17 protein-coding genes, 1 tRNA gene and 6 pseudogenes are annotated in these 18,903 nt (G+C 54.0%); 7 read left to right on the top strand and 17 right to left on the bottom strand.

The genetic code is table 11. From position 1 onward, the window contains the following. Positions 1-26: 26 nt before the first annotated feature. From ACP7BE_RS06320 to ACP7BE_RS06335, 4 genes are all read right to left on the bottom strand, one after another. Complete coding sequence (locus tag ACP7BE_RS06320; RefSeq protein WP_095023654.1) at positions 27-836, bottom strand: sugar phosphate isomerase/epimerase family protein; 810 nt, start codon at positions 834-836, stop codon at positions 27-29. 37 nt (positions 837-873) lie between these two features. Continuing rightward, positions 874-2,217, bottom strand: a complete 1,344-nt coding sequence (locus ACP7BE_RS06325) for an MFS transporter (protein WP_095023653.1) — start codon at positions 2,215-2,217, stop codon at positions 874-876. A 266-nt stretch (positions 2,218-2,483) separates the two neighbouring features. Further along, positions 2,484-3,284 carry an IclR family transcriptional regulator gene (locus ACP7BE_RS06330; protein WP_095026740.1) on the bottom strand — a complete coding sequence of 267 codons (801 nt, stop codon included), beginning with the start codon at positions 3,282-3,284 and terminating at the stop codon, positions 2,484-2,486. Between the two features lie 229 nt (positions 3,285-3,513). Beyond that, positions 3,514-4,320 carry a shikimate dehydrogenase family protein gene (locus tag ACP7BE_RS06335; protein ID WP_426105191.1) on the bottom strand — a complete coding sequence of 269 codons (807 nt, stop codon included), beginning with the start codon at positions 4,318-4,320 and terminating at the stop codon, positions 3,514-3,516. Between the two features lie 302 nt (positions 4,321-4,622). On the opposite strand from ACP7BE_RS06335, the pseudogene ACP7BE_RS06340 reads away from it, so the two are divergent. Both ACP7BE_RS06340 and tnpC read left to right on the top strand, forming a co-directional pair. Beyond that, positions 4,623-4,769, top strand: a pseudogene (locus tag ACP7BE_RS06340) (IS30 family transposase); the annotation flags it as partial. A gap of 8 nt (positions 4,770-4,777) precedes the next feature. Beyond that, positions 4,778-5,587 (top strand): annotated as a pseudogene (gene tnpC, locus ACP7BE_RS06345) (IS66 family transposase); the annotation flags it as partial. A 548-nt stretch (positions 5,588-6,135) separates the two neighbouring features. On the opposite strand, the gene ACP7BE_RS06350 reads toward tnpC, so the two are convergent. Further along, on the bottom strand, positions 6,136-7,305 hold the full coding sequence (locus ACP7BE_RS06350; RefSeq protein ID WP_426105193.1) for a hypothetical protein: 1,170 nt from the start codon (positions 7,303-7,305) through the stop codon (positions 6,136-6,138). Between the two features lie 352 nt (positions 7,306-7,657). Here ACP7BE_RS06350 and ACP7BE_RS06355 point away from each other — a divergent pair. Continuing rightward, a pseudogene (locus ACP7BE_RS06355) lies at positions 7,658-8,804 on the top strand (IS3 family transposase); the annotation flags it as partial. A 68-nt stretch (positions 8,805-8,872) separates the two neighbouring features. On the opposite strand, the gene ACP7BE_RS06360 reads toward ACP7BE_RS06355, so the two are convergent. Further along, positions 8,873-9,133 (bottom strand): hypothetical protein, encoded by a 261-nt coding sequence (locus ACP7BE_RS06360; RefSeq protein WP_095023647.1) that lies wholly within the window; start codon positions 9,131-9,133, stop codon positions 8,873-8,875. A gap of 243 nt (positions 9,134-9,376) precedes the next feature. Here ACP7BE_RS06360 and ACP7BE_RS06365 point away from each other — a divergent pair, with 243 nt between their 5' ends. After that, a complete protein-coding gene (locus tag ACP7BE_RS06365) occupies positions 9,377-9,961 on the top strand; it encodes a hypothetical protein (RefSeq protein WP_426105195.1) in 585 nt (194 codons plus the stop codon). Between the two features lie 224 nt (positions 9,962-10,185). Here the strand turns inward: ACP7BE_RS06365 and ACP7BE_RS06370 are convergent. From ACP7BE_RS06370 to ACP7BE_RS06395, 6 genes and pseudogenes are all read right to left on the bottom strand, one after another. Beyond that, positions 10,186-10,980, bottom strand: a pseudogene (locus tag ACP7BE_RS06370) (DNA adenine methylase). A 150-nt stretch (positions 10,981-11,130) separates the two neighbouring features. Continuing rightward, a pseudogene (locus tag ACP7BE_RS06375) lies at positions 11,131-11,451 on the bottom strand (lysis protein); the annotation flags it as partial. 99 nt (positions 11,452-11,550) lie between these two features. Further along, on the bottom strand, positions 11,551-11,757 hold the full coding sequence (locus ACP7BE_RS06380) for a hypothetical protein (protein ID WP_138738271.1): 207 nt from the start codon (positions 11,755-11,757) through the stop codon (positions 11,551-11,553). 170 nt (positions 11,758-11,927) lie between these two features. Then, a complete protein-coding gene (locus ACP7BE_RS06385; RefSeq protein WP_426105197.1) occupies positions 11,928-12,242 on the bottom strand; it encodes a type II toxin-antitoxin system RelE/ParE family toxin in 315 nt (104 codons plus the stop codon). After that, a complete protein-coding gene (locus ACP7BE_RS06390; RefSeq protein WP_426105199.1) occupies positions 12,239-12,493 on the bottom strand; it encodes an antitoxin in 255 nt (84 codons plus the stop codon). The genes ACP7BE_RS06385 and ACP7BE_RS06390 overlap by 4 nt, the downstream gene beginning before the upstream one ends. A gap of 698 nt (positions 12,494-13,191) precedes the next feature. Further along, on the bottom strand, positions 13,192-13,728 hold the full coding sequence (locus tag ACP7BE_RS06395; protein ID WP_426105201.1) for a hypothetical protein: 537 nt from the start codon (positions 13,726-13,728) through the stop codon (positions 13,192-13,194). A gap of 168 nt (positions 13,729-13,896) precedes the next feature. Between ACP7BE_RS06395 and ACP7BE_RS06400 the strand changes: the two genes are divergently transcribed. Together ACP7BE_RS06400 and ACP7BE_RS06405 are read left to right on the top strand one after the other, a co-directional pair. Next, positions 13,897-14,151, top strand: coding sequence for a hypothetical protein (locus ACP7BE_RS06400; protein ID WP_426105203.1), 255 nt, complete (start codon positions 13,897-13,899; stop codon positions 14,149-14,151). Then, positions 14,148-14,597 carry a hypothetical protein gene (locus ACP7BE_RS06405; protein ID WP_426105205.1) on the top strand — a complete coding sequence of 150 codons (450 nt, stop codon included), beginning with the start codon at positions 14,148-14,150 and terminating at the stop codon, positions 14,595-14,597. The genes ACP7BE_RS06400 and ACP7BE_RS06405 overlap by 4 nt, the downstream gene beginning before the upstream one ends. Before the next feature lie 2 nt (positions 14,598-14,599). On the opposite strand, the gene ykgO is transcribed toward ACP7BE_RS06405, so the two are convergent. Beyond that, positions 14,600-14,755, bottom strand: a complete 156-nt coding sequence (ykgO, locus tag ACP7BE_RS06410; RefSeq protein ID WP_150628180.1) for a type B 50S ribosomal protein L36 — start codon at positions 14,753-14,755, stop codon at positions 14,600-14,602. 192 nt (positions 14,756-14,947) lie between these two features. Between ykgO and ACP7BE_RS06415 the strand changes: the two are divergent. Next, positions 14,948-15,645 (top strand): annotated as a pseudogene (locus ACP7BE_RS06415) (tyrosine-type recombinase/integrase); the annotation flags it as partial. Positions 15,646-15,723: 78 nt separating this feature from the next. On the opposite strand, the gene ACP7BE_RS06420 reads toward ACP7BE_RS06415, so the two are convergent. The 4 genes from ACP7BE_RS06420 to pheT form a co-directional block, all read right to left on the bottom strand. Further along, a tRNA-Pro gene (locus ACP7BE_RS06420) sits at positions 15,724-15,800 on the bottom strand. Positions 15,801-15,879: 79 nt separating this feature from the next. Then, positions 15,880-16,236, bottom strand: a complete 357-nt coding sequence (locus ACP7BE_RS06425; RefSeq protein ID WP_095001969.1) for a MerR family transcriptional regulator — start codon at positions 16,234-16,236, stop codon at positions 15,880-15,882. After that, on the bottom strand, positions 16,217-16,519 hold the full coding sequence (gene ihfA / locus ACP7BE_RS06430) for an integration host factor subunit alpha (protein WP_002553164.1): 303 nt from the start codon (positions 16,517-16,519) through the stop codon (positions 16,217-16,219). Before ihfA ends, ACP7BE_RS06425 begins: the two co-directional genes overlap by 20 nt. A gap of 3 nt (positions 16,520-16,522) precedes the next feature. Further along, a complete protein-coding gene (pheT, locus tag ACP7BE_RS06435) occupies positions 16,523-18,901 on the bottom strand; it encodes a phenylalanine--tRNA ligase subunit beta (RefSeq protein ID WP_095001970.1) in 2,379 nt (792 codons plus the stop codon). Between the last annotated feature and the right edge of the window lie 2 nt (positions 18,902-18,903).

Genomic DNA, 18,903 nt, shown 5'->3' on the forward strand with positions numbered 1-18,903 from the left:
GGTGTGTTTAGACATACGTCGATGATTTACAGCGGCTCAATGATTGCCTTGGTGGCGGCCAATGCCTGTCGGGCCCACGTCTCCACCCCCACTTGTGCAACCCTGCGGTCATGCGGGATTTCGATACTGAGCGGAACCTCAGCCGGGAGGTTGCGCCAGATCCTTGCCAGATCGATGGCACCTTCGCCAGGTAACAAGCGCTCGCAGCGAGCCGCGTGAATTAGCCCCTCATGGGTGTCCGGTCGTAGTGCAGGGCCATCGCATATTTGTGCGTAGTGCAGCCACTTAGCAGGGATTCGTTGCAGATCCTCGAAGCGGCTGTCGGAACGATCAAAGTGCAAGGCATCGACCAGAATGCCAGCGTTGGGTCGGTTGGCCTGTTCAACAATATGGAGTGCACAGGCCAGGTCGTTGACGGCCGTCCAGGGCATGAATTCAAGGTTTGCTGAGAGGCCGAAGGGCTGCATAGCCTCGCATAGCCGAGCGTAGTGCTCGATCAGTCGGCCTTGTTCCGGATCGTAGCCGGCCACCAGTACGGCCTTGGCCCCGAGCTGCGCACCGACCTCGAAAAAAGGCAGGTAACGTTGCACATCGAATTGCACATCGAGGCGAAGTATCTCCAGATCAAATACCTTCACCCCGGTGTCGTTCATCCGCGCGAGCGTTTCACGCAGCATGGGTTTGTCATCCATCAATGAATAGGCCACAGCACCTGGAACCACCGGCAGCAGGCGCACACCAGCCTGGTCATAGCCGGTGCGGGCAGCCAGATCGATCATTTCGGGAGGACTGAAATTGAGAGCGGTGAGTTGGGCAATTGAATAGCTGGCATGCATGGCATGTCTCCATAGAGGGATTGAAAGCGCACTGGGTTTAGTGGGTTGCAGTGAGAATCGCCGGCGTTTTACGCTTGCGGCCTTTGATCCACAGCGCCGTGGCGCCCATCAGGGAAGGGATGGCGAGGAACATGAAGACTTGGCTGAAATTCCACTGGGCGGCGAGCATGAGCGCGCCGATGCCAGCGCCACTGATTGCACCCAGCCGACCGATACCGGTCGCCCAACACACCCCGGTGGCACGAATCTGGGTGGGGTAGAATCCGGCGGCCAGCGCGTAGCCACCGACGTTGACGCCATTGAGGAAGTAGCCCAGTAGCAGAATCAACGGGCAGAGAACCTGCATCGTCGGCTGCTGCAGTGCGATGAGTACCGCGCAGGCGCCACCACCAAACACCGTCAGACCGACCACCTTATGGTGATCCCAGCGGTCCATCTTCATGCCTACGGTGAAGTTGCCCAGCATCCCGCCGATCTGCAGCAACGAGCCCAATAGTGCCGCCTCACCCATGCTCAGCCCGGCATCGCGGCTGAGCAGCGGTAGCCAGCTTGATAACAGGTACATCGTCAGCAGGCCCATGAACAGCGTGACCCAGATCATGCAGGTACCAAGGCTGAAGCCGGACGCGAACAGCGCGCTGACCTTACCTGTCTCCTTGATCGACACTTCGCTGCTATGGAATTGGGTCCTGGTGTTGGCCAAGCCCGGGACAACCTTGTTGATCTCCTTGATCAGGCGCTCCTTTAAAGCGCTTTTTTGGGCCAGAAAGCGAATGGACTCCGGAAGGCTGAATACCAGCAAGAGGGCAAAGGCGATAGGCAGTACACCGCCGACCACCAACACTGATCGCCAGCCAAAGTGTTGGATCAGCCACTCACTCCCCAAACCACCCAAGGCCGCACCAAAAGCGAAACCACAGTAGATGAACGAGACCATATGAGAGCGATATCGCTTGGGCGCAAATTCGGAGATCAGAGTCGCGGTATTAGGCATTGATGCACCCAGACCGACCCCGGTCAGAAACCGCAGCACTGTCAGGCTGAGAATCCCGGTGGACCAAGCCGAAACCAGACTCCAGAAACCGAAGAGCAGTACTGATCCGATGATCACTGGCCTGCGGCCAAAACGATCAGCCAACGGGCCGGCGGTCAATGAACCGAAAGCCAGTCCGAGCAGGCCGCTCATCATCACGGGCCCAAGGTCTTGTCGCAGCAAACCCCAGTCATCGATCAGTGCGGGTGCGATGAAACCGATCGACGTCGTATCGAAGCCATCAAAGACCAGCACCATGAAGCCCAGGAACAGCACCACCCATTGCCTGGCGCTCATCTTTCTTGAGTCCATAAAGGTGCTGACATCGAGGGTTGAAGAGTTCGACATAGGTGACTCCTGTATTTTTTATTTTTATCAAAATGCCTTTCTTTGCCATGGCATTTTTCTGAGGGTGCCGAAAGCAATTCGAGAATTGTGGCGATGATACTATCATTATTGGAATATCATTCCACAAACAAAATACATTCCATTTTTGTTTTTGCTCGGCAGGAATCTTGCGCAGTGCAAAAGCGCTAGATATCAAGGTTTCGTTTGAGGATGCGGCCAGGTCGGGACGACAGGCCGCGTTCGATCGCAGTGACCGATCAGTCGTCCTATTCGCTGCCTCTGGAGGTCAGAGTCGACAGTTTGGGAAGACTGTCCAGGTTGATTGCGGTGATTTCATCAGCCGCTTCGAGCAACGCCGCTTTGAGGGTCTGCATACGCTCAGGGGTTAGGCGAACGCTTGGGCCGGCAATGCTGATGACGCCGATAACCTGATGCTGCGAGTCTCGGATCGCCGCTGCCATCGCCGCCGCGCCAATTTCAAAACTTTCGTCGACTGAGGCATAGCTTTGATCACGTGCGAGCTGCAGATTTTTGAGCAGATGGTCGATTGTGGTCGCTGCGTTAGGTCCATATTCACCGGGTTTAGCCAGGCCTTGACGGTAAACCAGTTCCAGTGCGCGTTCGTTGCTCAAGCTGCTCAGCCAGGCAAGTCCTGAGGCTGTGCAACAGAGTTTGGCTTCGGCCCCCGAATCAGGGTCGTAGCGCAGCCCGGAGCGCGTGCCTTGTGCCTTGGAGATCCATACCAAATTATCGCCATCTACAATGCTCAACCGCACGAGTTCACCGGACAGGCGGGCGAGGCGATCAAGTATCGGTTTGGCGAGGTCGACTATGTTGCTCTGGGACAGGTGCTTAAATGCAAGCGAGACTACTTTGAGGGCAAGAACATAATTGCCATGCTGATGGTCTTGGCGCACAAAACCCTGTTCTACCAAGCAATTAAGCATGCGGTGAGTAGCGCTCGGCGGAATGTCCAAGGCTTCAGCCACTTGCTGAAGGGCTAGCCCGGTGCTTTTTCCAGCCAACAGCTCAATAGCGTGCAGGCCGCGTTCCAGCGCATTACTCATTGTTGTTCCTTAGCGTGTGAGAGATAAGCTCCCGACGAAAATATATTGGAATACTATTCCAATCGTTATGAGGCTGCAAACCAAGGGCGTCGCCTCAATTTTCAGCCATTCGCTGCGGTAGCTCATGATTCATTGCCACGCAGAAAATCACTCAACGCTGCTGTCAGTTTACCGGGCCGCACAAATGAGGGTAATCACGCCAGTGCCGAGGATCATGGTCGCGAGGGACTCAGATCCCGAAAAACGTCTTGTAGCAGCCTAATTGCTCATTGAGCATGTAGCTCCCTGGCTGCACAGGGTGGCCCGCCGCATGCGCCTCGCGAAGCAAGCGAGTCTCGACGGGTTGCATGATGATATCTGCCACCAGTGCTCCGGCAGACAAGTTGGCGAGATCAATAGGCAGTGGGTCTTCATCCGAAAGCCCTAACGGCGTTGCGTTGATGGCAATGTCGACTAACTTAAGGTGTTGCGGCTGAGCAACCTCGCAACGCCCTGGCCAATGTTGATCCAACCTGGCGAGCAGATCTTGGGCTTTAACCGTATCCGGTTCTTGCAGATACAACCGGTCTATTCCTGCTTGCAGTAATGCTGCAGCTATCGAACTTCCCGCACCACCTCCTCCGGCCATTACGACACGCTTCCCCGCCAGTTCGTATCCCTTGCGCTGCATGCCCAGGGCAAAGCCTGCACCATCGAAGTTATCAGCCTCCCACACTCCTTGTTCGTTGCGCCGCAATGCGTTGGTGCTGCCGGAGACCTGAACGGCGAGGCTTACCTTATCCGCGAATTCACGAGCGGCAAACTTATGAGGAATGGTAATCAGCATTCCCGAAAAATTTTCCATCGCTTGTAGGCCGCGAATCACGGTAGCGAGCTGTTCAGGCCGCGCATGCACCGCAATCATCACCGCATCCACGCTTTCCTCGGCGAATACCTTGTTCAGTAACTGTGGAGCCTTCACCTGTATTACCGGATCACCTACAACCGCAAAAAATCGGGTATTGCCTGTAGGACTGGGTATCAAAAACTCAGACATCACGTTCTCCTAGGGTATTCCATGGCTTTGTCCGGCTACTATCCGCCTGGGATGAAGGCGATGTGGGCCCGGCTAATTGACGAATGAGCATCACGTGTTGCGCACAGAGCCAGCGCTTTACGCAGTGCCTGGGTCGGCGGTAAAAACCTACCATATCAATACTGGAATACTATTCCAATAAAATAATTGATTCCTTTTAGCTAGCGCTGATGCAGGCCTACGCTTCCGTTTTGAACAATAATCCATGATCGATTGGTAATTTTTCCCATGTCATGTCAGCAGAGTCACGAGCTGCTCGGCTGGGTTCGTGCAATGACACCAACCGGTTGTTAACGCAGTGCTTCCCTAAAGGAACCGACCTTGTCGTAAGGCAGCTAAATAGCCGTCCTCGCAAGACACTAAACTACGAAACATCCGCTGAACGATTTAGCCCATCTGTTGCATCGTAAGCGAATGGTTCAGCGTTGAACGGCAAGTGTGTGGCGAGTGGGTCTGCAACGACTGCGAAACCATGATCCAAGCACCGGTTCCCGCGCCGGTCATTGATAAAGGCATCACTACAACCTTGGCCCAGTGGGTTGGTACCTACGGTGTGCAACTGCAGCCCTGGTCGATCGGGCGAGTATGCCCGCAACTTTTTGGCGACTGGAAAGGCAAGTTGGTCTGCAACGACTAGGACGGCTACAAAGCCAGCTTTGCTCTGGGCGTGACTGAAATCGGCTGCATGGCCCATGTCCGGCGCAAGTTTTACGAATTGCACGCCACCAAGAAAAGCTTCCTCGCGGAGCAGGCGTTGCAGTACATCGCTGCGATATACGAGGTTGAGCGCGAAGTTCGAGACCTTGAGCCTGATGAGCGACGACGAATACGTCAGGAAAAAGCAGTTCCGCTGATGGAAACCTTACATGCCTGGATGATCGATCAGCGCGGGCTTGTGTTTGAGGGGTTGGCCATCACCAAAGCCTTGGATTACAGCCTCAAGCGCTGGGCGGCGCTGTCGCGCTACCTCGATGACGGTGCTGTACCCATTGATAACAACTGGTGCGAAAACCAAATCAGGCCTTGGGCTCTTGGACGCAAAAACTGGCTCTTCGCAGGGTCGTTACACAGTGGCAAACGCGCTGCTGCGTTGATGAGCCTGATCCAGTCGGCCAAGCTCAACGGGCATGATCCGTATGCCTACTTGAAGGACGTTTTCACTCGTCTGCCGACGCAGCGGGCAAGTGAGATTCAGGAGCTGCTGCCGCATCGTTGGCAACCGGATTAGTTGCGCAAGATGGGATGCCCGGACGGTTACGCAACAACCAGGGGAAGATGCGCTGCAGACGCTGGAGGTGTGCGCGCCGGTGCTGGTTGAGCAGTTGCAGGAGGTGTTGGTGCGGGCGGTGGAACGTCGGGATTTTGAAGTTCAGTTGCGGGCTGTGCTGGAGGTTTGGTTTACGAAATACCCGCAATCTTCAGCAGCCGAGACGGCTTTTTTTGAAGGGTTGCTTAGGAGTGGGTTGGTGAGCCAAGCATAGGTAACAACGCTTTGAGGACAAAGAATTGGTGGAGATCTGTGATGGTTAATACATACAAGAGTGACGTATTTGAGTCGATTCACAGCTCCGCTGCTGCACTGCTGGAAATCGGTGCCATATACAAATCAGCTATGTGTGAATTCGACGCATCCTGTATCGCCGACGTACCTGCCGAATTAAAACCTGACCAGATTAAGCAGGCCAGCGCAAACTGAATTGCCCCGAACCTTCTAGACAGCAAGCCCAACCGATAGCCCTCATTATTTCCCCGAGTTCCGACATAGTCCCGGTGCCGTCAGGCACGACGTAGATCCTTTTCTACGCGCTGCAAGCGTTTCAGATCCAACAACGGGTTGCCGTAAAGAAAGCTTGGTGCGATCTCCTCGTTTTTTTTCGAGGGCCGCTCATGTTCATGATCGGGAAAAAATGGCAAGTCAGGATGATCGGGCGCCGAGTCGGCACGGTAGATCTCCTTGCTTGCACCTGGCGGGTACAACATGTACGCATAGTCCATTAGTGTATGCAGGCGCAGCAACCAATGCCAACCATCCGATAGAGCAATGCGCAGGTGCCAGCCGCGCTTTCGTTTCAGCGCAGTACCAACCGTGCCGCCCAAGGCCTCGGCGACCATGGCGTGCAATGATGCGATCAGCTCATCCGGGATCGCCTCCCTTCGCTCGACCTCCGGCAGTCCAAGCGAGATCGAGAATAACGTTTCTAGAAAGAGCGCGACACACGGATACTCTTGGGCGGCCTGCAGGTGTTGAGCACATAACGGCAATTGAATCAGCAGACCATTGTCGGTGGCGCTGCTCAACGTAGTGCGTGCACTGGCGACGGAAGGCGCCTTACAAGCCAGACAACTGCCCACTCCAGTAAAAATTATCGATCGGGAGACTGCGGTGTTCTCAAAGCGTCCTTCAGCCATCGCGGCCTGTTCTGCCGTCGCGCGGGTCATCCAGGCCTGCCAGGCATGGAACACAGCCGCAGCCGCCGGCGTGTCGAGTTGTGCGTAAAACGTCTCAGGTGTCGACACAGCGCACCAACCCATGTCTGCCGAATCATGTTCGCCGATGCCCTGTGCATGCCGATATCGATAGGTTCGCACGCAGCCGCAATGTTCGGTCTGTGCAAAGACCAGCACCTCTTCTTGGGTCTGGCGGATCCTGAACTTCGCGGGGGCAGCGTCCACCAACGTCTGCCAAGTCACGGCTTTATAGGTCACGCTTTCAAGCACGAATGGTAGTCGCCGGGCAAAGCCGTCGAAGTTCTTAAAGGCGAGTGACGCAACAAATAGATCCAGGGTTTCGCCAGTGACCACTTCGTCCCGAAGCTCCTCTAGCAACAAATCGATATTGAACAACTGCGGCATCTGAGTGTGTGGCATGGCAGTTTCCTTCTGCTGGATAATAATACCGTGATAGTGCTTGTCCCCCGACTGCTGCAGGCGGCTGGGCACAATCATCGATCCAAAGCTGACGTTGGTGGAAGGCAGTTGTCGGCCAAAAGGAGCAAGTCGAGACTTTTACACATAAACACAGGCGTGGAGACTAGTCACTCAGCAACAGCCCTCCGTCGTAAAGCATTACGGAGGGCTTAGTCTCTTAGATCATCGGAGTAGTTCTAATTCATAGAGCCGGTCTTTAGCAAGGCCTATTCGATACTCAACATTATCGACGCGGGAGCCTTTTCACCGAAAAGATTATCTCTACGCTTTTTCTGGACCTTGACAACCCTGTTACCGATCTCACGAACTGAATCGCCCCGGGTTTCCTAGACACCTCTTTGCCTTAAAATGAGGCCAATCAGGAGGTGCCATGAGCAACCCACGTTATCCCGAAGAATTCAAAATCCAAGCAGTCAATCAAGTGATCGAAAAGAAGCTGCCTGTCGCTGATGTGGCAGCACGTCTCGGTGTATCGACTCACAGCCTTTATGCGTGGGTAAAGCGCTACAGCAAGCCACAGGAAGAACGACAGCAAGGCGATGATCAGCAGGCTGAACTTCGACGTCTTAGGGCGGAGCTCAAGCGGGTCACTGAAGAGCGAGACATATTAAAAAAGGCCGCCGCGTACTTTGCCAAGGAGTGCGGTTGAAGTACGCCTTTATCAAGCAGCAGGCTGCCGACTACTCCGTTCGACGGCTTTGCCTGACGCTCAAAATCCACCCCAGTGGCTACTACGCTTGGTTATCCGAACCGCAATCTGCGCGCGCCAAAGACGATCAGCGCCTGTTGGGGCTGATAAAACATTCATGGCTAGAGAGCGGCGGCGTTTATGGCTATCGCAAAATCCATGATGACCTGCGTGAAATCGGTGAGGCTTGCGGTCGCCATCGGGTTGCCAGATTGATACGTATTGAAGGTCTGCGCTCTCAGACAGGGTACCGCCGACGTCCAGGGAAGTACGGAGGTAAAGCTGCGGTGGCCTCACCCAACTTATTGAAGCGTCAGTTTGATGTGGTGGAACCCAACACTGTTTGGGTCACTGACATCACCTAAATCCGCACGTACGAAGGCTGGTTGTATTTGGCAGTGGTACTGGACTTGTTTTCTCGCCAAGTAGTTGGCTGGTCAATGAAACCGCAGATGACAAGCGATTTGGCCATTGATGCATTATTGATGGCCGTTTGGAGGCGTAAACCAAAACAAGAGGTGATGGTTCACAGCGACCAAGGCAGCCAGTACAGCAGCTCCGATTGGCGTAGTTTCTTGAAGGCGAACAATTTGGTTGCCAGCATGAGTCGTCGAGGTAACTGCCACGATAATGCTGTGGCAGAAAGTTTTTTCCAGCTTTTGAAGCGAGAACGGATCAAGCGAAAAATCTACATCACACGGGAAGATGCTCGTGGTGATGTATTCGATTACATCGAGATGTTTTACAACGCAAAACGTCGTCATGGTTTCAACAACCAGCTGTCCCCGGTAGAGTTTGAAAACGTTACGCAGCGAGCTTGGAGAGTGTCTAAAGAACCCGGGGCGATTCAGTGAGGTTCTACGAGACTCCTCCTGTCCTACAGACTGCTAGAGCTTATCAAACAGCAAGAGGGGAACAGTGGAGCGTGTACTGGCGATTGGCATTGATGGTTGTGTCGACTAAGAACCGGTGAATATTTCCGGATACAGAGACGTCAATTTCATCTACCGTAAGCCCTGACTCACCAAGTTCAACAGAGATTTTGGTGCCGCTATCACAGCTCTCGATCTCTACGTCTCTATCTGGCAGGATGACCATTCTTCTGGGATTGCTATATAAGCAATGGAGCGTTAAATCAGCCTTACCCTTGTAGTTCATCTTGCACCTCCTATGCCGGTAAACCCGAGCGTATCATATGTGTCGAGCAATAGACGTTATGGTTGAATTCTCGCTGGGGCTTTCCGATTTTCCCAAGATCGTATTCCTACTGTCCGGGCGCCCTTGCTACCATAACGTCGTTCCATAAGCGAAGCACTACAATCCTAATTTAGCATTGCAGATGCCTGTTTTTTTGCGTGTGTGATATTGTCTGTAGCATCTCCACAAGGACAATAATCGAACATGCTGCTTTATCATTTCACCCGTGCTGGTGCTATCAACGACATTCTCAAAAACGGAATTCTCCCTGGTAAGGTTCCATGTCAAGAGAACGGCAAACCGAAGCTTGTCTCCCTAACATCAAGGCTTGACCCGAGCGGACATGGATTGATAACCGGACAATTGCTTTACGAACAGACCTCTCCAGAGTTCCAATTCATGGCCAGCGTTTATCCTCAACTGATCACAGGTCAATCGCCCAATAGACAGTTGCAACTATTCGACCAGACAGAGGTAGTTGTAGAGCTGGACATTAGCGATACAGATCCAAATTTATTGGACTACAACAGCTTTATTAATCTAATACTGACGCAGATGAACTACTCGAAAATACATAAAAACCTTTTCAAAGCAGCTATTCTGGTCAGCACTCGGTATCCATTAGGTCATGTTCATATAGCAACCAAGAAATATGATAAGGAAGTACGAGATGTTCAATATTCAGGTGCCATCTCCGACCCTGGCTGGTTCCTCTATGATGGAACAATTTCGCCCAATATGATTAAGTGCATCAGAACTCGGGACAATCAGACCGGAAAATATATTTGATCACGGTCATGTAAAAATTAAATTTTCTACTAGCCGATCAATAAAATCTATAGAAGTCGGCAAGATATTGGCGAGAGCCTCTCTGATCAGGGCATCGATCAATTTTGAGTGAGCGTTGGTTTTTCGGACAAGCACGACGTTAGAGTTGGTTCAATCCTAGGCGATTGCAGATTTAGGGAAATAGTAGCTTTAGGGCGGTTACAGCCAACCACCCTAAAGCTTTACTAAAATAGCCCCCCCAAAGCCTCCTGCTCCCAATTCATCACAATCAACTCTCCCGTCACCTCAGCCTTCCCCTGCCGCTGATTCGTGGTGGTGTACCTGATCTCGGTTGTCTCAAAATGAAACCCCTCAAACACTCGCCGAATGTCCGGATGGTCGTTGATGCTGACCATCACCTTACCTTTGCAGCGACGCATAAAATCAGCCATGCGCTCGTAGTTTTCAAACGGGAAGTCGACGCCGTAGCCAGCGGTCTGCCAGTAAGGTGGGTCCATGTAATGGAAGGTGTGCGGCCGGTCGTAGCGCTCTGCGCACTCAAGCCAGGGTAGGTTTTCGACGTAGGTGCCGGCCAGGCGCTGCCAGGCTGCAGACAGGTTTTCTTCAATTCGAAGCAGGTTGATTGCTGGAGCTGTTGTTGCGGTACCGAAGCTCTGCCCTGAAACCTTACCACCAAAGGCATGGTGCTGCAGGTAGAAGAACCGTGCAGCGCGCTGGATGTCGGTCAGGGTTTCCGGGCGGGTCATTTTTTTGCCACTCGAATATCTGCCGTAAGCTGAGAGCCCACTTGAATTGACGCACGAATTCTTCCAGGTGGTTCTGCACCACGCGGTACAGGGTCACCAGGTCGCCGTTGATATCGTTAAGTACTTCAACCGGAACAGGTTGTGGGCGCAGGAAGTAAAGCGCCCCGCCACCGGCGAAGACTCAACGTAGCATTCATGGGGCGGGAACAGTGGGATAAGACGGTCGGCCAGGCGGCGTTTGCCGCCCATCCAAGGGATGATGGGTGAAGACATGATGTGCAAGACCTTTGCTGTATGGATAAACAGGTTTTAGGCTCGCTCCGCTTTGTGCACGAAGCAGGAGCCTTGACTGGGCTTGCAGGGCTAATCTGCGGGTTTGGTGGCCGGGTTGGATGTTGATGCATCCAGTTTCGGCCGCTCCTTTTACTTTGTGCCTGATACTTCTTTGGCATAGGCCTGACAGGCCTGCAGCGCGATCAGTCCTTGATCGCCGTCGCTGGTGGTTCCGATAATTCGTTGAGCATGCGCTGGGCCAAATTGGGCTCTATGGGCGCCATAAACCACGCCGCCGCCGGCAGTGGAAAGGCGATCACGCAGGCGTGCCTGTTTGGTTTTCTCATCGGTCAGGGCTCGGTAATGGGATTGGTCACTGGCTGCCAGCCATTGCTCCAGGGCGAGGCGCTTGCCCTGCTCTGCCAGGATTTGCGCAGAGTTGGCATTGGCCAGATCGGTGCGTTCGGTTTCGGGAGGATCAGCAGCAGTTGCCGCGCTGTGATGGGCATGAGTTTCTTTAGATAATAAAAAACCCGCACTCGGCGGGTTTCTTTGAATCGGTGCAGGTATTTACTGTGGCTGGATACCTTTGATTTTCTCCAGGCGCATTGGATAGCCATTGGCTGGCTGAACCACAGTTTCGCTTTCAACCGTTTGGATGATCTTGCCGTTGGCATCTTTCGTCACTGAAATAGTCTTGCTATAGGTGCTCTGCACCACGCAGCCATTCATCAACAATGCCGCGCCGACTACAGCCAAAAACTGGATGCCCTTCACTTGGTACTTCCTTACCTGGATAATTTCGGCGCCGACTGTAGCAGGCTTTATGCCATCATTTCCAACGACATGGGCTCAAGTCTTGCTTCGCTGGAAGGTATGCCTATCTCGAGACAAAAAAATCCCGCACTTGGCGGGGGTCGGTACTGCAGTTTCATTTCAGCAAGACATCACTTGCTCAGCCGTTCGGCCAGTCGCGTCATCAGGTCTATGCGCTCATGCAATATCGCCACGATCAAAGCAGGTCCACCTTCACGCGGCAGGGCAAATGCGTAATGGTGTTCGCAGTGAGCTATCAGCAACGTCGGGTAGAGGTCGCTCATGTCCCTGTAAGCGCCTTGAATGGCGGCAAGGCGCGCGATCCCGCGTTCCAGTCTGCCGATATACACACGCACCTGCTGGTCACTCCACTGTTGGCGCGTGTAGCGGATGATCCCGCGCAAGTCGGCTTCAGCCTCAAGCGTAAGAACGTAAGCACCGCTCAAAGCCGATTTTCCCCGGACAGTTCTTCGCCGAGGATGTCACCAATGCTCCTGTCTGAAACCTTGCCCGCCAGGCCATCATTGATGCGGGCGGTCAGTACGCCTCTGAGCTCTTGCCATGCCGGATCATTGTCGACATTGCCCGGAAACAGGCGCTCGATGGCGTATTGCTTGATCGTCTTGCCCTGCAAGGCGGCCAACGCTTTCAGGCTCTGATGCTGCTGCTCGGATATGTCGATGGTCAGGCGGCTCATGTGGCAACTCCATACGTGATCTACGCCCTGATCTTCGCACAAATGTGGGAATGTGGGCCATCGACTGGACGACCGGGACTTCTCCCAGGCTAGCTTGGGCGTAATGGCCGCATGTTTGAATCTGGATAGCCCTCTGCATCCAGCTTCCAGGCTCGAATCTGAGTACGGTAGTCGCGCCACAAGCGCTCCGTACCCGCACCTGCTCGCCATCCTCGATGGCCTCCAACTGCTCATCCACAAACTTACGCTCCTGCTCGATCCACTGAACTTCGACAGCAATCAAAGGCGCCAACCGCGTCCTGCGCGAAGATCACCCCCTGCGCCATAACTGATGATGCCTATACCCCATGTAATCAACATGCCATCTGCAAACTTTATAAAGCTGCCGCTGGCATTCGTCCCTTGATCAATAATCGCTCTGCTCGCCACGGAACCCACAACATCTGCAAACGCTGCGCTTTTAAGCGCTGCTGCCTTGCCGTATAGCTCCCGCGTTACAAAGTTAATCTTCTGACTGGCCACACGCGGTGGGTCACCGGGAGGAAATTTACCTGCGCATTCAGGCAGAGCGCGAGACGCATAGCGCAGCCTGAACGGAAAGCATCACTGCAGGCCGCTTGCTGAGCAGGTTGGAGGGAATGAAAGCTGTGGAAAATCTACGGTGAAATGTCAGCCATCATAGAAAAGGTTTACCAGGCTCACGGACTAGAATTAGTGAGCTGAACATAAATACAAAAACCTGCAAGCAGCGCCCAAAAAATTACAAATAGCCATGGTGTCCTCATAGAGAACATTAGCGATTTGCGATACCCCTGCTGACTCGATTCTTTTTCGTTAAATAAGGGTGAGTCATCATAGGCCTCCCCCATAACCGGGTCACTTCGCAATAAGTGACTTTGTTTGAAATGCCAATGATCAATGATGACATACGAGGCCCTAAACCCAGGCCAGGCATGCAATGAGCTAAATATTCCTAGGATGGCCATCAAGGTTGGTACAACCAAGGTAAAAAGCTCGCCCCCTCTGGGATTGAGGTTCGCCATTGAAGAGGCAAACGCAATAACCAAGAACGATTGGGCCGTTAAATATGCGTTCGTTCTATTCGAGAGCAAACTTGTTTCATAGTGAATTTCTCTCCGATAGAAATCTAGACGATCTTTAGGAGTGCCAAATAGAAAAACGTCTGAGGGCGACTCCTGATGAAGCCGGATTTCCTCAGTAATGATCTTAGTCACAGCACGCCTCCGATGGACTGAATGACTTTAGAAGCGCTCCCCTTCAAAGGGTTCATTAAATTTCAGCGCATAAATACTCAATCCTAGCCAACTTCAAAAACTCATTTCACCCCCATGAATGTCAGCGAAAGAAGTGAAGATGAATAATCCACAGCTCTGGAGGCGACCATGACCCCAAGTCAACGCGCTTACTATGATGTAGCGCTCGCAATAAACCAGCGCCGCAATATGTCCGTCGCGCTTCGCCTCGGGCTTGCCGGCTCCACCCCACCGAAGAACGCCCCGCGCTACCGGGTAGTGCCAGAGAGTGGCGAGTTCTTCCACATCGTCGATACCGGTACCGGCAAGGTGAAAGGCTTTCGCCGCGAGCATAACGATGCCTGTGCTTTCGCACGTAAACTCGAACAGGAGTCGCTGCCATGACTGACTTTCTGGATACCGTCGAAGGCCCGGACTTGCTTTACGATGCCATCAACAGCCTGATCTGCGGCGACACCGTCACGGCGCCGCGATCTTTCGGTAAACAGGTGACATTGGTGACACCACAATCACTATACGAAGCACTGGCCGAACACCTCGGCGCACAAGAACACATCGCCCCTCTGCTGACCGACAACCGCGAATACCCGATCGAGCAGATGATTTGCGAAATCATTGTCGACTGGCGCTGCATACACGGCAAAGTCTACGACCTGGCCTGCTCGGCTCTGGGCCCAGCCAAGTCCAGGCAACACCCTACAGCCCTGCATGATCTTGCCGAGTCACTGATTCGTCCCCGAGCCAATGAGTACGGCCTGGCCCGCGCCGAGGAACTGGCGACAGACCTTGCCGCCGACCGGGCGGATCAACGCAAAGCCGACGCTGCGTAAGGTCAGCCCTTGCCTTTGTTCTTGTTCTTCGCTCCGCCCTGCCGAGCCTTGAATTTCGGATTGGTTTTGCAGATCACATAAATACGGCCGCGGCGCATAACGATCTGGCAGTCACGATGACGATTTTTCGCTTCTTTGAGTGAGGACAGCACTTTCATCGGTGAGGCTCCTTGCGGTGAGTTGAAACGTAATAACATATCTTAAATGCGAATGAGAATGTTTAGCAACTCATATTTCCCCTACCCCTTCTTGATGCTGCGTAGATCGCGGCAAGGATTTTGTCGTGTCCATGAATATGCGGATCTGGGATCAAGTCGATAAGACCGACACCCGGTGCACAAAAGCTGCTTTGGCTGGACAGCGTGCCCATGCTGAAAAACTGGAAGAGAAGAAATCGAGCCGCAAGCCCTAACCCATGTCCTGGGAAGAGCAGTCGATTCTTTTTGGGGAGTTGCCCGCCCACTTGCAGACGATGGCCTTGTTCAAGGTGAACACGGGCTGTCGCGAGCAGGAGGTGTGCAAGTTGAAATGGGATTGGGAAATTGCGGTAGCGGAACTGGGCACCAGTGTAATTCTGATACCCGCCGATTTTGGCGGGCGAAATGAACGCTCGGGCGTGAAGAACGGCGATGAGCGCTTAGTGGTGCTCAACAACGTGGCCAAGTCGATCATTGATAAGCAGCGCGGTATCAGCAAGGAATGGGTATTTCCTTACAACGGGACCGCGATGCACCGAATGAACGATTCAGCCTGGAAGAAAGCGCGAGTGAGAGCGGCGAAACTCTGGCAGGAGAAAAACCTTCGCCCCGCTCACCCTGGCTACTTGTCTATCCGGATTCACGATTTGAAGCACACGTTTGGTCGACGACTACGAGCAGCAGCTGTAACCGAGGAAGACCGCAAGGCATTGCTCGGCCACAAGAACGGTAGCATCACCAGTCACTACTCCGGCGCCGAGCTGGGGCAGCTGATAGAAGCTGCAAATAAGGTGTCAGCCACTGACTCGCGTGGGACGGTGCTGACGATTCTGAAGAGAAGGCAGGCGTGAAATGTGGAGAAGTCACGCAAAAGTCACGCACATGAAAAAGCCCAACCTTCACAGATTGGGCTAAGTCATTGAAAAATATGGTCGGGACGGAGTGATTCGAACACTCGACCCCTAGCACCCCATGCTAGTGCGCTACCGGACTGCGCTACGCCCCGACTAGGCGTTACAACTTGCTAGAACGTTGAGAAATATACCTTAAGCTTTTGAAATACGAAAGTATTTTAAATGCCTCGGTTATTTCTTCAGTACCAGCAAGACATCCTCCAATTCGGAGATCGTTTGGCGGATCAGCTGCTTGTATTGCGTGGTGTCATCTTTGGCTTCATCACCGGAAAGCCGCAAGCGCGCACCTCCAATGGTGAAACCCTGGTCATAAAGCAGCGCACGAATCTGCCGGATCATCAGCACATCCTGGCGCTGATAATACCGGCGGTTTCCGCGACGTTTTACGGGGTTGAGCTGAGGGAATTCTTGCTCCCAGTAGCGCAGCACATGCGGCTTTACACCGCACAGCTCGCTGACTTCGCCTATGGCGAAGTAGCGTTTGCCTGGGATCGGCGGGAGCTCGTCGTTATGACTTGGTTCCAGCATAAGCCTCTACTCGGGCCTTCAACTTCTGCCCTGGACGAAAAGTGACTACACGGCGAGCCGTGATCGGGATTTCTTCTCCCGTTTTCGGATTGCGGCCAGGCCGCTGTCGCTTGTCACGCAGATCAAAATTGCCAAAACCTGACAGTTTGACCTGCTCGTTGTCTTCAAGAGCGTGCCTGATTTCTTCAAAAAACAGCTCGACCAATTCTTTGGCCTCGCGTTTATTCAGGCCCAACTCTTCATAAAGACGTTCCGCCATCTCAGCTTTTGTCAGAGCCCCCATACGTCACTTCCTTAGCGTGGCGTTCAACCTTTGTTCAAGCGAGGTGAGGATATTTTGCGTTGCGGCGTTCACCTCATCGTCATTAAGAGTGCGCGATGGATGCTGCCAGGTCAAGCCAACTGCAAGGCTTTTTCTATGCGGATCAATGCCTTTACCCTGGTAAACATCAAATAACCTTAGGTCTGTCAGCCATTCGCCTGCATTTTCACGAATTACATCCAGCACAGCACTGGCTGCAACGTCACGATCGGCCAACAACGCCAGGTCACGACGCACTTCAGGAAAGCGCGATAACTCATGGAATTTCGGCATTTTACCTGCCGCCACTTCTGCCAGAACCAGTTCAAAAACAAACACTGGACGGTCAAGACCAAGGTTTTTTGAAAGCTCAGGGTGGATGGCACCGACATAGCCAACTTCGCGACCGTCACGCTCGATACGTGCAGTCTGGCCCGGATGCAGAGCAGGATGTTTGCCCGGCACGAAGGTAAACGCGTCAAGGGCACCGGCAAAACCCAGCACCGCTTCTACATCAGCCTTGACGTCGAAGAAGTCGACAACATCACGACCTTGAGCCCAGCCTTCAGGCAAACGACTGCCGCAAACAACACCCGCCAGCATCGGCTCTTGTTTCAGACCCTCAAGCTGGCCAACAAAACGCAGGCCGCTTTCAAACAGGCGAACGCGATCTTGCTGACGGTTCAGGTTGTGCTGCAACGACTTGACCAGGCCGGGCCACAACGAGGCACGCATGGCAGCCATGTCGTTGGAAATCGGATTGGCCAGCAACAGCGGTTCAACACCCGGGCTAAACAGTTCGAACTGTTTCGGGTCGATAAAGCTGTAGGTGATTGCTTCCTGATAACCACGAGCAACCAGCAAACGACGCAACTCCGGCAGGTCGCTACGCGCCTCTGCTTTGGCTTGCGGTGCCAGACGGGCCTGCGGGTAACGGACCGGCAGGCGGTTATAACCGTACAGGCGCGCCAGTTCTTCGATCAGGTCAACTTCCAGGCTGATATCGAAGCGATGGCTTGGCACTTCTACGCGCCATTGCCCTGCCCCTTCAGCGGTGATGGTCAGGCCCAGGGCGCTGAGCAGACGCTCAACTTCCGCCGCGTCCATTTCCATGCCGAGCATCTGGCTGATACGCGCTGCACGCAAGGTGATCGGTGCAATCGATGGCAGATACTGCTCGCTGACGGTTTCAACGATCGGGCCAGCTTCGCCGCCAGTGATTTCCAGCAGCAGGCCAGTGGCGCGCTCCATGGCTTCACGGGCCAGTTTCCAGTCCACGCCACGCTCGTAGCGGTGCGAAGCATCGGTGTGCAGGCCGTAGGAGCGGGCCTTGCCAGCGACGGCGATCTGATCAAAGAAAGCGCTTTCAAGGAATATGTCGCGGGTCTTGTCGGTCACACCGCTGTGCTCGCCACCCATTACGCCGGCAATGGCCAAAGCGCGGGTATGGTCTGCAATCACCAGCGTGTCGCTGCGCAAGGTGACTTCCTGGCCGTCGAGCAGTACCAGCTTCTCGCCTTCTTCAGCCATGCGTACACGAATGCCGCCATTGATCTCGGCAAGGTCGAACGCGTGCAACGGCTGACCCAGTTCCAGCATGACATAGTTGGTAATGTCGACAGCGGCATCGATGCTGCGCACGTCAGCGCGACGCAGGCGCTCAACCATCCACAGCGGCGTTGGCCGGGACAGGTCGACATTGCGGATCACACGGCCCAGGTAGCGCGGGCAAGCAGCAGGTGCCAGCACTTCAACCGGACGCACTTCCTCGTGTACCGCAGCAACTGGCGCAACCACCGGGCGAGTCACCTGGGCGTTATACAGAGCGCCCACTTCACGCGCCAGACCTGCCAGCGACAGGCAGTCGCCACGGTTCGGCGTAAGGTCGACTTCGATGCTGGCGTCTTCAAGACCCAGATAGACGCGGATGTCCTCGCCCACCGGTGCATCGGCCGGCAACTCCATCAGGCCGTCATTGCCCTCGCCCACTTGCAGTTCTGCTTGCGAGCACAGCATGCCGTTGGACTCAACGCCACGCAGCTTGGCCTTTTTGATTTTGAAGTCACCCGGCAGTTCGGCACCGATCATGGCGAACGGGATTTTCAAGCCAGGGCGCACGTTGGGCGCACCACACACTACCTGAAAAGTCTCGGCACCATTGCTGACCTGGCAAACACGAAGCTTGTCAGCATCAGGGTGTTGCTCGGTGCTCAGCACCTCGCCCACAACCACGCCACTGAATACACCGGCGGCCGGCGTAACGCTGTCGACCTCAAGACCGGCCATCGACAGACGAGCAACCAGCTCGTCGCGACCTACCTGCGGGTTTACCCAACCACGCAGCCATTGTTCACTGAATTTCATCC

Origin of the sequence: Pseudomonas sp. TWR1-1-3 (assembly GCF_049896805.1) — a bacterium.
Classification (GTDB): domain Bacteria; phylum Pseudomonadota; class Gammaproteobacteria; order Pseudomonadales; family Pseudomonadaceae; genus Aquipseudomonas; species Aquipseudomonas bubulae.